The organism is Pseudarthrobacter sulfonivorans, from assembly GCF_024391045.1.
GTDB classification, from domain to species: domain Bacteria; phylum Actinomycetota; class Actinomycetes; order Actinomycetales; family Micrococcaceae; genus Arthrobacter; species Arthrobacter sulfonivorans_B.
The window spans coordinates 17,591-31,332 of record NZ_JANFCZ010000027.1 but is presented as its reverse complement, the minus strand read 5'-3'; the positions used below and the strand labels follow the sequence as shown (position 1 = coordinate 31,332).

General features: G+C 65.5%; 12 protein-coding genes. 1 reads left to right on the top strand and 11 read right to left on the bottom strand.

All coding sequences use genetic code 11. The features are described from left to right. Nucleotides 1–37: 37 nt before the first annotated feature. From NQJ30_RS15885 to mtrA, 6 genes are all read right to left on the bottom strand, one after another. Complete coding sequence (locus NQJ30_RS15885; protein WP_255771012.1) at nucleotides 38–1,306, bottom strand: winged helix-turn-helix domain-containing protein; 1,269 nt, start codon at nucleotides 1,304–1,306, stop codon at nucleotides 38–40. A 32-nt stretch (nucleotides 1,307–1,338) separates the two neighbouring features. Continuing rightward, nucleotides 1,339–2,064, bottom strand: coding sequence for a ribosome hibernation-promoting factor, HPF/YfiA family (gene hpf / locus NQJ30_RS15880; protein ID WP_255771011.1), 726 nt, complete (start codon nucleotides 2,062–2,064; stop codon nucleotides 1,339–1,341). A 145-nt stretch (nucleotides 2,065–2,209) separates the two neighbouring features. After that, on the bottom strand, nucleotides 2,210–3,160 hold the full coding sequence (locus tag NQJ30_RS15875; RefSeq protein WP_255771010.1) for a ComF family protein: 951 nt from the start codon (nucleotides 3,158–3,160) through the stop codon (nucleotides 2,210–2,212). A 63-nt stretch (nucleotides 3,161–3,223) separates the two neighbouring features. After that, complete coding sequence (locus tag NQJ30_RS15870) at nucleotides 3,224–4,969, bottom strand: LpqB family beta-propeller domain-containing protein (RefSeq protein ID WP_255771004.1); 1,746 nt, start codon at nucleotides 4,967–4,969, stop codon at nucleotides 3,224–3,226. Beyond that, a complete protein-coding gene (gene mtrB, locus NQJ30_RS15865) occupies nucleotides 4,966–6,999 on the bottom strand; it encodes an MtrAB system histidine kinase MtrB (protein ID WP_374113277.1) in 2,034 nt (677 codons plus the stop codon). Before mtrB ends, NQJ30_RS15870 begins: the two co-directional genes overlap by 4 nt. Then, complete coding sequence (gene mtrA / locus NQJ30_RS15860; protein WP_190989387.1) at nucleotides 6,971–7,645, bottom strand: MtrAB system response regulator MtrA; 675 nt, start codon at nucleotides 7,643–7,645, stop codon at nucleotides 6,971–6,973. Before mtrA ends, mtrB begins: the two co-directional genes overlap by 29 nt. A 144-nt stretch (nucleotides 7,646–7,789) precedes the next feature. On the opposite strand from mtrA, the gene NQJ30_RS15855 reads away from it, so the two are divergent. Beyond that, the gene (locus NQJ30_RS15855) at nucleotides 7,790–8,503 is read left to right on the top strand and encodes a DUF4166 domain-containing protein (protein WP_255771001.1); all 714 of its coding nucleotides are present in this window, start codon (nucleotides 7,790–7,792) and stop codon (nucleotides 8,501–8,503) included. A 13-nt stretch (nucleotides 8,504–8,516) separates the two neighbouring features. On the opposite strand, the gene NQJ30_RS15850 is transcribed toward NQJ30_RS15855, so the two are convergent. From NQJ30_RS15850 to NQJ30_RS15830, 5 genes are read right to left on the bottom strand one after another with little or no spacing between them, the layout of a single operon-like run. Then, the gene (locus NQJ30_RS15850) at nucleotides 8,517–9,527 is read right to left on the bottom strand and encodes a hypothetical protein (protein WP_255770999.1); all 1,011 of its coding nucleotides are present in this window, start codon (nucleotides 9,525–9,527) and stop codon (nucleotides 8,517–8,519) included. Continuing rightward, nucleotides 9,518–9,904, bottom strand: coding sequence for a chorismate mutase (locus NQJ30_RS15845; RefSeq protein WP_255770998.1), 387 nt, complete (start codon nucleotides 9,902–9,904; stop codon nucleotides 9,518–9,520). The genes NQJ30_RS15850 and NQJ30_RS15845 overlap by 10 nt, the downstream gene beginning before the upstream one ends. Nucleotides 9,905–9,913: 9 nt before the next feature. Further along, nucleotides 9,914–11,620, bottom strand: coding sequence for an ABC transporter ATP-binding protein (locus NQJ30_RS15840; RefSeq protein ID WP_255770997.1), 1,707 nt, complete (start codon nucleotides 11,618–11,620; stop codon nucleotides 9,914–9,916). After that, nucleotides 11,617–12,606, bottom strand: a complete 990-nt coding sequence (locus NQJ30_RS15835) for an ABC transporter permease (protein WP_255770993.1) — start codon at nucleotides 12,604–12,606, stop codon at nucleotides 11,617–11,619. Before NQJ30_RS15835 ends, NQJ30_RS15840 begins: the two co-directional genes overlap by 4 nt. Further along, nucleotides 12,606–13,688: an ABC transporter permease gene (locus NQJ30_RS15830; protein WP_255770991.1), complete on the bottom strand. Its 1,083-nt coding sequence runs from the start codon at nucleotides 13,686–13,688 to the stop codon at nucleotides 12,606–12,608. The genes NQJ30_RS15835 and NQJ30_RS15830 overlap by 1 nt, the downstream gene beginning before the upstream one ends. Nucleotides 13,689–13,742 lie beyond the last annotated feature (54 nt).

Here is a 13,742-nt window from a genome sequence, read left to right as displayed (position 1 = left end):
TCCCAGTCTGATGCTGCCGAATTCTGGCGTTTTTAGTCTACGGGAGAGACGCTGGCCACGTGGCCGCTGTTCCCTGAGAGCGGATCGGCCCGCTCCGGTGCCGCAATGCGGCGGCGAGAGGCTCCGCCAGGTCTCCCACCGGGCTGACCACAATGTCCTCCAACCCGAGCCATTCGGCCATCAGTTCCAGCTCTTCGGAGAGTTCGACGGCGGTCCCCGGCGGCGCGTCGGGCTCCCCGAAGGCGGATCTGACCAGTAGTTTCCCTGCCGGGCGGTCAGCCTTCAGGTCCACTCGGGCCACAAACCTGTCCGCCAGGAGGAACGGCAGGACGTAATACCCGTATCGCCGCAGGTGCCCGGGAGTATAAATTTCGATCCGGTAGTGAAACCCAAACAGCTCCTCGAGCCTGCGCCGTTCGAACACCATCGAATCGAACGGGCTCAGCAACGCCCGTCCCGCAGCCTGCCGGGGCTGTCTGGCATCCGCGTGCAGGAAGACTTTCCGGTCCCACCCCGCCACCGTGACGGGCTCCAGCCGCCCGGTGCTCACAAGATGGTCCACGGCGGCGGCCGCAGCCTTGACGGGTGTGCGGAAGTAGTCCGCAAAGCAGCGAACGGTGCCGATCCCGTGGGCCTGGGCGGCGGCATCGATGAGGCGGTTGATGGCATCCACGGGATCGGGCCGGCTCGCCGCGACCGTCAGCCGGTTCGGCACGACCCGTTCCGTGAGGGCATACCGGCGCTCGAACTGATCGCTTCTGGACGCCGCCGAGATCGTGCCGTCCTCGAAGAGGTGCTCAAGGACCCGTTTGACCGCGTTCCAGTTCCATCCCCAGTTGTCAGTACGCCGGTCCTCGACGTGGCCGATTCTTGCCGTAAGTTCCGCTGCCGTCAGGGGCTTTCCGGCGGCCAGCACCTCAAGGATCTCTTTTGTCACGGCATCGCGCAGTACGGGGTCCAGGGCCGCAGCGCCGACCCATGCGCGTTTCTGCCAGACGACGAGGTCCGGGAAGAGTTCGGGCCGGATGTAGCTGGCTTCGTGCGCCCAGTACTCCATCATGCGCCGGGGGTGGGTTCCTGACATCCGGTGCAGGATGGTGCGGTCGTAGTTCCCCAGTCTCGAAAAGAAGGGAAGGAAGTGACTGCGCGACAGCACATTAACGGAGTCGATCTGGACCAGCTGGAGCCGGGCAAGGGTACGGCCCACCGCCCGTGGGGTCACGGGGCCGGCGGGCCGTCCTTTGTCGAGTCCCTGTGCTGCCAGTGCGATCCGTCGGGCCTGGTCAAGGCTCAACGTTGCCGGCACATCAGTCCCTTCATTGACGGGTGGTAACCACCCTAGACTTTCGCAGCCTGATCGTCGGAACGGTAAGCAAGAATCTTTTCTTCAACCACGGTGTCACCAGGTTCGCATTCGTGATCAAGGGTGATGACCCCGTACGTCCAGCCGCGCCGGCGGTAGACGACGGACGGCGTGTTGGTGGCTTTGTCGACAAACAGGTAGAAATCGTGGCCCACGAGCTCCATGTTGTCCACGGCGTCGTCAAGGCTAAGGGAGGCGGCGGGGAAGACCTTGCGCCGGATCAGCACCGGGGAGTCCCCGGCAGGGATGTCGTTTTCGCGGTCATAAGGCGATGCTTCGGCAGGTGTTGCCTGCGGCTCGCTTCGGTGGCTTGCCTCAACGTAAAGCGGTTCGCTGGTGCTGGCGGGCTCCAATGACGCCGTTGCTTCGCGGACGGCCTTGGGGGTATGGCGGCCGTGGTGGACCTTCTTGCGGTCCTTGGCCCGGCGGAGGCGTTCCAGCAGTTTGGTGTAGGCGAGATCAAATGCCGCGAATTTGTCTGCGGCGCTGGCTTCGGCGCGGATCACCGGTCCGCGGCCCAGCACGGTCACCTCAACGGTGAGTTGGTCGCCGGTCTGGCGTGCGTTCGTCTCTTTGGACACCTTCGCATCCACCCGCTGGACCTTGTCGCCCAGTGACTCGATCTTCGAGATCTTCTCACCGGCGTATTCGCGGAATCGGTCTGAGACCGTCAGATTTCGTCCGCTGATCATAAACTCCATGGTGCCCTCCAAATGACTTCGGTGACACGATGACAGCACTTCCCAGAGGCCGATCTGATTGACAGTCGAGCCCCTTTCCGAGCCGCCATCGAAAGGTACAACTTGTTCTTGGTACCCATCAACGACGTTAGTTCATAGCCACCGCTTATTCATCCTTTATTCGTTTATTTTTTTCCAAGACGGGCGGCTTTCCGCCGGCTGCCGGGGACCCCGCTCCGCTACCGGCTGAATCGGGCGGGCGTGTCGCCGCAAGTACGACCGCCCCGGCCACAACGGCTCCCCCGGCGTGCAGGGCACGGGCCGCTTCGGCGAGCGTGGCGCCGGTGGTGAGGACGTCGTCCACGATGACGCACCGGCGGCCGGTCACCTTGAGGCGCTTGTATGCCGGCACGGTCATGGACCGCCGAACCCGGGCGGCCCTGGCTCCCCGCCCAAGGCCCTTCTGGCCGCCCGGGAGCTGCTGCAGGGCCGCCCGGCGCCGGGATTTTCTGAGCACGTCCGCAACCTGCAGTCCGCTGCGGGGACGGCCTTGGACCTGCAGCCAGGGGGACAGCAGCAGGTGGATGGGGCTGAAGCCGCGTTTGATGAATGCACCGGTGCTGCTGGGTACCGGGACCAGGCAGACGTCGTCGAGCCCTGCCGTTGCTGCGGCAATGCCGTTCCCCAGGCCCTTGGCAAAGACGGCCTTGAGTTGGTGCTGGCCGTGGCGCTTAAACGACAGCAGCGCTTGGGCCAATTCCTCGCGGTACACCCCGGCCGCGACGACAGGGAGGATCACGCCGCCGTCGACGTCCATCAGGGCCGGCGCCTGCTCCTCGGCCCTGAAGGGGTGCCGGGTCAGAAGCCGCACCTGCCGTTCACAGGCCACACACAGCGCCAGGTCCTCTGCCCCGCAGCAGACACAGTCCACCGGGACCGCAAGCGCCAGGAACTCAGCCAGGGCACCCGCAATGTGGTCTGCAGCCCGCACCCACCCGCGGTGCTGGCTGCCGCGGTGCTTGGCTGACAGCAAGGGCGGCAGGAGGTCCGGGTCCGCGGCGGCGGTCGCCCTGGCAGGACGGCCGCCGGGACGCTGCGTGGATTGTTCTTTCTGCACGCCTCCACGCTCGCCCGATCGCGGCGGCAAGGCCAGCCAACAGCCGGCCTATGTGGACAACGGCTACCCCGGGAAGGACTGGTCGATGGGACCTTTCAGCTGCGGCGACCAGCCGTTCCCCAGCCGTTGGAAGATTCCTTCCGCCGACTGGGCGTAGATTTCCTCCGGACCGTTGCCGGCGCTCAGCCACACCAGGCCAGGCCAGGGAGCCAGTTGCTGGGGTTGCCCCGAAGTGAGGGAGAGCAGCTCCGGGGTGACGTTCGCGCTGGCCGACCCCTTCATCACGGCAACGGTTGTGTCATTGACCCAGACCCCCTGCTCCGGGTTGCTTTCCGTCACAAGCGTGATCGGGGTGGTCAGTTCCTTGGGCGTCCCGTCCGCATTCCGGATAATTCCCGCGACCTGGACCTTGGTCTGTCCGTTCTGTTCCGAGATCACCAGGGCCCGGACGCCTTCCCGGGAAACCCTGAAATCCTTGACGGTCCTTCCCGCCAGCCACGCCGGGGTGATGGTGACAGTGGGAACGGTTGCCCCCTCGGGCACTCCAACCGGCCGGTAGGCTATCACCTCCGTGCCTCCGGTTGCCCCGGGGCCGGCGGCCCACACCCAGTCCTGGAGACTGAATGAAGGATGCGTGATGGTGCTTCGGGTGGTCAGGGCGCGGGCCGGCTGCCCGGGCACGATGCTGTAGAGCGTGGTCCTGCTTTCGTTGAGGAAGGCCACCGTCTGGGAGACCGGAGACTCCGCCGGATAGCGGGGACCCAGCGAGGACACCGGCTGCATGTCCGGAAGGGGTGACACCCTGTTGTTCTCGTAGCGCACCAGTTCGTTGCCGCTGATGGCGATCTCCCGTGCCGGCACGTTCTTGTCCCGCACAGGGGGCAGCACGGAGCCGTTGTCCTCCACCCGCACCAGGTCCTGGTTAGCGCGCAGCTCAACATTGACCACGTCAGGCTGGCTGCGGAACGTGAGCGTCAGCTGGGTCTGCATCCGGAGTCTGTCCTCGGTGGATGCCTCGGTGAGCTCCTTGGCGGAGAGGTCCACCTGGGCTGCTCCGGACACCACCGGGACGGACTCGCGGGCCAGCTTCATGCCCGACGGGAAGGCGCTCACCACGGCACCGCGAAGATACGGCGCGGGGCCGGCAAGCAGGGCGCTGGTCATGGCCTTGACCGTCTTGTTCTTGATGAACCAGCGCACGTCCGGTACTGCATAGGTAAAGCTGGGATCGTAGAAGTAGATGGGGTACGCGCCATAGATGACCTTGAACGTCTCCTCGGGGATCGCCGTCCCGTTGGGGATTGCCGAAATCCTCCACTCGCCGTCCACCTGCGTGAGCGTCACCGGAATGTTCTCGACGGTTCCTTCCGGAGACTGCGTGGCAATGCCGTCAACATCCACGGTGTAGGACACATCCAGCTGGTAGTTGTAGACGTTATCGACGCCGGTCTTCACCACGGTGGCCGAGCGGTACACCAACGCCCGCTGGTCGGGTTTCCAGGAAACAGACGCGGCCTGCGTGAGGTACTCGCGGGCCACCGCATAGTCCCCCTCATACCCGCTGCCTGCACGATAGAAATAATCGATGATGTTTTCGGGCGTTGCCCCCGCCTGGGGCGCGGCCGGCAGGAACACCGGGGCGTTCACATTGCCTGCGCTGCCTTCCTCGCTCTTCCCGACAGGCCCGGAAGTGGGGATACGGGCACAGGAGGCCAGGAGGAACACCACCGCCATGACAATGATGGTCCTGAGCAGCCCGCGAGTCGTTGGACGGGTCACGACCGTGGACGTGGTCTCCGTGCGCTTCATGGCTGGTCCTTCGTGGAGGGAGCTCCGTGCGGGGCGGCGGTGCCGGGCGCCGGCCTGCCGTTGACGGTGTTGGCTTCGGCGGCTCTGTCCCCGGGACCGGAGACGGATCCCGCCCCCGGAGCAGATCCCGCATCCGCAGCGGGCCCCGCCCCCGGAGCAGGCGCCGTCACAGCCACGGGCCCCGTCCCCGCAGCAGGTCCGGTTCCCGGTCCGAACACCAGGATGTCTTTGTCGCTCTGTCCGCCGGGCAGGACGATGTCGCCGGGCTCAAGCTGGACCGGCGAACGCTCAATCTCTTCGCCCTGGCGCAGGGGAATGGTCAGCCGGAAATTGGATCCGCTGCCCCTGTTGCCCCACGCCTGGAGCCAGCCGTTGTGGAGTTTGGTGTCCTCCATGGCGATGGAAAGGCCCAGCCCGCTGCCTCCGGTGGTCCGGGCACGGGCCGGATCTGCCCGCCAGAAGCGGTCAAACACGCGGGCGGCTTCGGCCGGTGTCATGCCGATGCCCTGATCCCTGACAGCAACCCCTACTGCGGTCTGGTTGGCCGCAACAGTAACCGTCACGGGCCGGCCCTCGCCGTGCTCCACGGCATTCAGGATGAGGTTCCGCAGGATCCTGTCGATCCGCCTGGCGTCCATTTCGGCCACAATGCCGCCATCAGGTGCGCGCAGGATGATCTCGGAACCGTATTCCGCTGCCACGGGGCTCGCTCCCTCAATGACATGGGCGATGACCTGCACAATGTCCTCGGGCTCGGCGTCGAGCACTGCCACGCCGGCATCGAAGCGGGAAATCTCGAGGAGGTCCGCCAACAGGGACTGGAACCGCTCCACCTGGTTGTACAGCAGTTCAGCCGAGCGCTTGTTGATGGGGTCGAAGTCATGGCGGGCGTCAAAGAGCACTTCGGCGGCCATCCGCACCGTGGTCAGCGGGGTCCGGAGTTCGTGGGAGACGTCGGACACAAACCGCTGCTGCATCTGGGACAACGTGGCCAGTTGGGTGATCTGTTCCTGGAGGCTGGCGGCCATGTGGTTGAACGAGGCACCCAGGCGCGCCACCTCGTCCTCGCCCTTGACCACCATGCGCTCCTGCAATTGCCCCGCCGCGAGCTTCTCGGACACCAGGGCCGCGTGGCTCACAGGGCTGACCACATTGCGGGTGACGTACCAGGCGATGGCCCCGATCATGAGCACCAGCACCGCGCCGCCCGCCAGGAGGACGCCCTGGATTTCATCGAGGGTCTGCTGCGCGGTGTTGAGGTCGTAAATAAGGTACAGCTCGTACACGGTCCCGTTGAAGGTCACCAGGTTGCCCACGGCGATGCCCGGCCTGTCCTCGGTACCCACCGGGATCACGGTGGAGGCCCAGTACTGGTCCTTGCCGGAATCCTGCACGGCCTTGCGCAGGTCGGGCGGGATGACGCTGACGGTCAACTGGTCCGAGGCCCGCGACTCGACCCACCGGTTCCTCGGTTTGGTCTGCTCGGGCTTGGCTTCGAAGACGTACCGGCGCTGGATGACGGAGCCGCGGCCCTCCACGGCGTTCAGGGTGTCGTACACCAGCGTGATGACGCTGGACTGGTCGGTGACCTGGGCGCCGTCGAACGTCTCCTGTACCTGTTTGACGTTGTAGCGGGTCTCGGATTCAGCCTGCGTCAGCCGCTCATGGAACAGGTTGTTGGCGATCTGGTTGGAGAGATACGCGCCCACGGCACCGAAGGACGTCACGGCCAGCAGCAAGGTGGTGAGAACGGTCCGGAACTGCAGGGAACGGCGCCAGCGCTGCCGCAGGGAACGTCCCACGTAACGCATGGCGGGGAAGAAACGCTGCAGCCCGACACGGACGAGGCGCGCCACCCGGACACTAACGATAATGCCGCGGCGACGCCAGATCCGCGCACGGAAAGGCAGCGCCGCCAGCTCCGCAGCCAGCGCGTCAGTGTGTTCGGGCCCTTTGGCCGCTGCGGGATCCGGGGCGGGGGCGCCTTCTGGTCCCGAGGACTCAGGAACCTGCTTTGTAGCCGACACCACGAACCGTCAATACAACTTCCGGGGCTTCCGGGTCCCGTTCAATCTTGGAGCGGAGCCGCTGTACGTGGACGTTGACCAGCCGGGTGTCCGCCGCGTGACGGTAGCCCCAGACCTGTTCCAGCAGCAACTCACGGGTGAACACCTGCCACGGCTTCCGTGCCAGCGCCACCAGGAGGTCAAACTCCAGCGGCGTCAGCGAAATCCGCTCGTCGGCACGCTTAACCGTGTGGCCGGCGACATCAATGGTGATGTCTGCAATCCGCAGCGTCTCGGGCGCCTTCTGGTCGCCGGGACGCAGGCGCGCCCGGACCCGGGCAACCAACTCAGCGGGCTTAAACGGTTTCGGCACATAGTCGTCAGCGCCGGACTCAAGCCCGCGGACGACGTCGGACGTGTCGGATTTTGCGGTGAGCATCACGATGGGGACATCCGACTCGGAACGGATCTGCCGGCAGACCTCAATGCCGTCCACGCCGGGAAGCATGAGGTCCAGCAACACGAGGTCCGGCTTCGATGAACGGAAAACGTCAAGGGCCTGACCGCCATCGGCGCAAAAGACGGGATCAAAACCGTCGTTGCGCAGAACAATTCCAATCATTTCGGCCAGCGCTTCGTCATCATCAACTACCAGAATGCGTGCCTTCATAGTTATATATTCCCCTATTGGACTAGGTTTGTCCTGTTCAACGCCCTTCCGGCATGGCGCAGCAGCGGGAGTGCATGTGCGTCCCCGCGAGTACATTGGGAAGCAACCGCGGCGCCGCCGGCGGCACCGTCCAGGAGGTCATCAATGAACGTCCCCATCTACCAGCAGGCCCTGGGCAAGGAATTCACCCGGCTGCAACCGGAACTGCAGGAGTACTTTTCGCTCCGGCCGGGCTCCGGGCAGTACGGCGTGGGCGAGGGAGTTTTCGACGTCGCCGGCTGCCGGCAGGCGTGGTTAAGGCCGCTGCTGAAGCTTACGTCCGGGGAAGAAGCGTTCTTCCCCGAATTTGGTGCCCAGGTCCCGTTCCGGATCGAAAACCACGCACACCTTGATCCGTTCGGCCGGGCCAGCCTCACCGCGCGGCGCGAGATCCGTTTTCCGGGCCGCAGCCGGATTTTCCAGGACACCACCAGCCTGGTGGAATCCGATGCCGGCCCCAGGCTGGTGGACTACCTGGGCAGGTTCCGGCGTATGGTCACCGACCTGAAACTCAGCGTCACGGACGAAGGCAGGCTGCGCGGGGTGTCAGAGGATTCGCGGCTGTTCCTTGGCAATCTCCGGCTGCCGCTGCCGGCTGCCCTGGACGCCAAGGCCTACGCGGAGCAATGGTGGGAGCCGGACGGGAACGGCAGCGGACGGCACCGCATCCAGGTCAAGGTCCTCCAGCCACAGATCGGGGAGGTTTTGGTCTACGCCGGCCATATGCAGTACCGGCTGCGCCCGTACGTTGGCGGCAGCTCTGCACCGAATTTCCTGCCACGCTACGCCCAGCCGGAGCGCTGGGAAGACCGGATGTAAGTCACGCGCATGACTATCCGTGCGCCCGCTGGTTCAGGCCGTCCGCCACCTGGGTCAGCCTGCCCAGCACCGCGGTCGCGGCCGACGGCGTGAGGCCGGCCAGTCCCCCGGCGGGAGTTAAGCGCACACTGCCCAGGGACGACGCCGGCATTCCCATCTGGTGCCAGGGCCGCCAGACTGATTCGACGACGTCGGCCACCTTCGGCAACGTGCCGCCGTTGGGATCCAGCGCACCGGCCCAGACCCGTTTGCCCGCCTCCACCGCGGCGGCCAGGTGCTCCCACTGCCGCGACGTCAGCGCCTTCAGGGGCACCGCCACGCCGTCAGCACCCGCCGTGACGATCCGTTCGATCGGGGCCTCCACTTCGGGCACCGCGACAATGATCTCGACGGCGCCGGCCTGCCGAAGCGCCTCAATGACCAGCTGCCAGGACTCGGTGACCTCGTGCCCGGCTACCGCGCGCAGCGTGCGGTAACCGCTCGACGTCGGAATACTCCCGGCAAGCACGGCGGCGATATCAGGTTCGTCCAACTGGACCACCAGCCGGGCGCCCGGCACCGCGCCGGATATCCGGGACAGGTAGTTGCCAACGCCCGCTGCCAGGGACGCCGCAATGTCCCTGCGGGCGCCGTAGTCAATCAGTGCGCGTTCGCCGTTGTGCAGGTGCAGCCCGGCGGCCAGGCTGAGCGGGCCCAGCAGTTGGACCTTGAGCTCACTGGCGGGGGTGTCCTCCTCGCCGGCCACGTCCGCCAGGACATTGATGTCCGTGGACAGTGCCGAAACGGCCCGCCGGAAATCCTTGCCGGGCCGGTCCACGAGCCGCCAGCCATACGGCTGAACGTCCACAGCGAGCTCCACCAGCAGGGAAGCCGTGCGGCCCAGGGCGTCGGAGCCTACGCCGCGGTCGGGAAGTTCGGCCAGGAACGGCAGGTGCGGACTGCCGAGTTCGCCGCGGATGATCCGCGCGGCCTCCACCGGGTCTTCCCCCGGCCAGGGCCCCAGCGCGGTGGCTGTTACTTCCACTCTGCAGCGGCCTGGTGGTCCTCGGCGATGGCCTCGTGATGACGGATGACCTCACCGATGATGAAATTCAGGAACTTTTCGGCGAACGCCGGGTCAAGGTGGGCGTCCTCAGCCAGCCGCCGCAAGCGGGCGATCTGGGCGCTTTCGCGGCCCGGATCGCCCGCCGGAAGGCGGTGGGCAGCCTTCAGGAAACCCACCTTCTGCGTGGCTTTGAAGCGCTCCGCCAGGAGATAGACGAGGGTGGCATCGATGTTGTCGATGCTGGACCGGATGGACAGCAGTTCCGCCATCACCGAGTTGTCAACCTGGCCTGCCAGCGAACTCGCCGTGGCATCGTAGGTTTCGGCGTCGGGAACGTCATGGTTTTGCTGCGTCATGCTCCAAGTCTATGTGGCCAGCAGAGCCCGGTGCGCCGCCCGCCGCCGTGCCTGCTCGTCCGGATCGGGAACAGGCAGGGAGGCGATCAGGCGCTTGGTGTAATCGTGCTGGGGCGACCCCATGACCTGGCTGCCGATCCCCTGTTCCACCAGCTTGCCCTTGTACAGCACACCCACCCATTGCGAGAGGATGTCCACCACGGCGAGGTCATGGCTGATGAACAGTGCCGCAAACCCGAACTCGGCCTGGATGTCCTTGAAGAGTTCCAGCACCTTCGCCTGCACCGAAACGTCCAGTGCCGACGTCGGCTCGTCCGCGATCAACAGCCTGGGGTTCAGGATGAGTGCGCGCGCCAGCGAGGCCCGCTGGCGCTGCCCGCCGGAGAGCTCATGCGGGTACCGGTCAGCGTACGACGCCGGCAGCTGCACTGATTCGAGCAGCTCACCCACGCGTTTGCGCGCCTGGGCCGGGCTGGGGTTGGTGTGGATGAGCATGGGTTCCGCCACGCACTCGCCGATGGTCAGTTGCGGGTTGAACGACGCCGCCGGGTCCTGGAAGACGAAGCCGATGTCCTTGCGGAGTGGCTTGAACGTCCGTTCCTTGAAGTTCAGCATCTCGTAGCCGAGCACCTTCAGGCTGCCGCCGGTGGTCCGGTTCAGGCCGGCAATTGCGCGGCCGATGGTGGTCTTTCCGGAGCCGGATTCGCCCACCAGGCCAAACACTTCCCCCTCTGAGACCGTGAAGCTGACCCCGTCCACTGCCTTGAACGCAGGCGTCCCCAGCCGCCCGGGGTACTCAATCGTGAGGTCGGTGGCCTCCACCAGTACCGGCGAGTTTTTGTGGGCGCGTTCCGTCAGACCTGCCGAGGCCGAATTCCGGCCCAAGTGCGGAACGGCGGCCAGCAGCTTCCTGGTGTAATCCTGCTTCGGCTCCGCAAACAGCACCCGTGCGGGAGCTTCCTCCACCACATCGCCCTGATACATCACCACCACCCGGTCCGCGAGGTCCGCGACGACTCCCATGTTGTGGGTGATGAGCACGATCGAGGTGCCGTATTTGTCCCGCAGGTCGCGCAACAGCTCCAGGATCTCCGCCTGGACGGTGACGTCCAGGGCGGTGGTTGGCTCATCCGCCACGATCAAGCCCGGGTTGAGCGCCAGCGCTGCCGCGATCACCACACGCTGCTTTTGGCCGCCGGAGAACTGGTGCGGGTAGTAGTTGACGCGATGTTCGGGGTCCGGGATTCCCACTTTTCCCAGCGCCTCAATGGCACGCGCCTTGGCTTCTTTGGCCGTGACGCGCTTGCCGTCGGTGGCGTGGGCACGGATGCCTTCGGCGATCTGCCAACCCACGGTGAAGACCGGATTCAGCGCGGTGGACGGCTCCTGGAACACCATGGCCACATCGCGGCCGCGGATCTGCCTCAGCTTCGCGGCGCTGACGCTGATGACGTTGTTTCCGTTGATCAGGACCGCGCCTCCGCTGGTGGCGGTTTCGGGCAGGAGCCCGAGGATGGTTTTCGCCGTCACAGTCTTCCCTGAACCGGATTCGCCCACGATGGCCAGGACTTCGCCGGGGCGCACGTCCAGGCTGACGTCCTTGACCGCGTAGACGTCTCCGCCGTCGGTGGCGAACGTGACTTTGAGGTGGTCGATCTCCAGGACAGGTTCCGCGCGTTGCCCGGCGCTGGTTTCGATGATCTCCGGACCGCTCATGCGGACACCTCCGTCTGGTTCTTTTCTTTGCCTTTGCCCTTGGTCCCTGCACGTCTGCGTCCCCGCAGGCGGGGATCGTTCAGGTCGTTCATGCTCTCCCCCACCAGGGTCAGGCCCAGGACGGTGAGCACGATCGCCGCGCCCGGAAACACGCCCGTCCACCAAATGCCTGAGGACGCATCGGACATCGCCTTGTTCAGGTCGAAGCCCCATTCCGAGGCGGAACTCGGTTCAATGCCGAACCCGAGGAAGCCCAGTCCGGCCAGGGTGAGGATGGCTTCCGAGGCGTTCAGCGTGAAGATCAGGGGCAGCGTGCGGGTGGCGTTGGCGAAGATGTGCTTGCCGATGATCCGTGCGCTGGAGGCACCCACCACCTGGGCGGATTCCACAAACGGTTCGGCTTTGAGCCGGATGGCCTCAGCCCTGATCACGCGGAAGTACTGCGGGACAAAGACTGCAGTGATGGCGAACCCGCAGGCGAGGATTCCGCCCCAGAAACCGGACTGCCCCTTGTTGATGGCGATGGAGACCACGATGGCCAGCAGGAGGGTGGGGAACGCGTAGATCGCGTCGGCGACCACCACGAGGACCCGGTCGAGCCAACCGCCAAAGTAGCCGCTGAGCAGGCCCAGGAAGACGCCCAGGAAGATGGCCATGATGACGGCAACCACGATCACCGTGGCCGCTGTCTGCGATCCCCAGATCACCCGGGACAGCACGTCATAACCGCCCACAGTGGTGCCCCAAAGGTGTTTGCCGCCCGGTGCGGCCTGCGCCGGGAACGTCCCGCCGTCGTCGGAAATCTGCGAGTAGCCGTAGGGCGCGAGCAGCGGCGCGAAAATGGCCGCCAGGAGGAAGACGGCGCACAATACGACGCCGATCAGCAGCATGGTGCGCTGCAGGCCCACGCTGCGCCGGATGTGGGACGTGACGGGGAGCCTGTCCAGCAGGGACTTTTTAATTGGGTTGAATGCTTCGGCGCTCATCAGTACCTCACCCGCGGATCGATCAGGGCTGCCACGATGTCCACCACGAAGTTGGTCACTGCCACGATGACGGCCAGCAGCATCACGATGCCCTGGACAGCCACAAAGTCGCGCGCCGTAAGGTACTGGGCCAGTTGGTAACCCAGGCCCTTCCACTCGAACGTGGTCTCGGTCAGGACGGCGCCGCCGAGCAGCAGCGCGATCTGGAGGCCCATGACGGTGATGATGGGGATGAGTGCAGGCTTGTAGGCGTGCTTGGTCACCAGCCGGTATTCGCTGACGCCGCGGGACCGGCCGGCCTCGACGTAGTCTTTGCCGAGGGTGCCGATCACGTTCGTGCGGACCAGTCGAAGGAACACGCCTGCTGTCAAAAGCCCCAGCGCGACGGCCGGCAGGACGGCGTGGTGGACGACGTCGCCGAAGGCCGCGAGGTCGTTGCTTCGCAGGGCGTCCAGCCAGTAGATTCCGGAGGGCGCCGACAACCGGCTCATGGCCAGTTCGGTGGTGGTGGAAGCGCGGCCGGCAACGGGAAACCAGCCCAGGCCGACGGAAAAGGTGAGCTTCAGGAGCAGGCCGGCGAAAAAGACCGGCGTGGCGTAGCACAGGATGGCGAAGAAGCGCAGCAGGGCGTCCGAAACCTTGTCCCGCTTGTGCGCAGCGAACATGCCGAACGGAATGCCCACCAGCAGCGCCACAACGAGTGAGTTGATAGCCAGTTCGAGGGTGGCGGCGCCGAATTTGGTGAGCATCTCAACAACGGGCCTGCCGTCGGAGATGGTGCGGCCGAAGTTGCCCGTGGCGATGTTGCCGAGGTACTCGATGTACTGAATGAAGAGGTTACGGTCGTACCCGGCCTGGTGGACCAGGATGTCAATCTGCTCCTGCGGAAGGCGTCCGCCCTGGGCTGCCGTGATGGGATCGCCGGTGATCCGCATAAGGAAGAACACCAGGGTGACGAGAATGAAGATCGTGGGGAAGATCAGCAGGAAGCGGACCAGGATGTACTTCCCGAGGCCACCTCCCGCGGATTTGGATTTGGGGGCCGCAACCGTGGGCGGCGGCGCATCAATCAAGGTGGTCATGCTGTCCCTGCTTGTTTTGAAACTGGAAAATGTGGACCCAAAACGCAGGAGGCG

Excerpts from the sequence above, each read along its gene's own strand:
- hpf (WP_255771011.1), bottom strand. The coding sequence starts at position 2,064 with ATGGAGTTTATGATCAGCGGACGAAATCTGACGGTCTCAGACCGATTC.
- NQJ30_RS15870 (WP_255771004.1), bottom strand. The coding sequence starts at position 4,969 with ATGAAGCGCACGGAGACCACGTCCACGGTCGTGACCCGTCCAACGACT.
- mtrA (WP_190989387.1), bottom strand. The coding sequence starts at position 7,645 with ATGAAGGCACGCATTCTGGTAGTTGATGATGACGAAGCGCTGGCCGAA.
- NQJ30_RS15855 (WP_255771001.1), top strand. The coding sequence starts at position 7,790 with ATGAACGTCCCCATCTACCAGCAGGCCCTGGGCAAGGAATTCACCCGG.
- NQJ30_RS15845 (WP_255770998.1), bottom strand. The coding sequence starts at position 9,904 with ATGACGCAGCAAAACCATGACGTTCCCGACGCCGAAACCTACGATGCC.
- NQJ30_RS15840 (WP_255770997.1), bottom strand. The coding sequence starts at position 11,620 with ATGAGCGGTCCGGAGATCATCGAAACCAGCGCCGGGCAACGCGCGGAA.
- NQJ30_RS15835 (WP_255770993.1), bottom strand. The coding sequence starts at position 12,606 with ATGAGCGCCGAAGCATTCAACCCAATTAAAAAGTCCCTGCTGGACAGG.
- NQJ30_RS15830 (WP_255770991.1), bottom strand. The coding sequence starts at position 13,688 with ATGACCACCTTGATTGATGCGCCGCCGCCCACGGTTGCGGCCCCCAAA.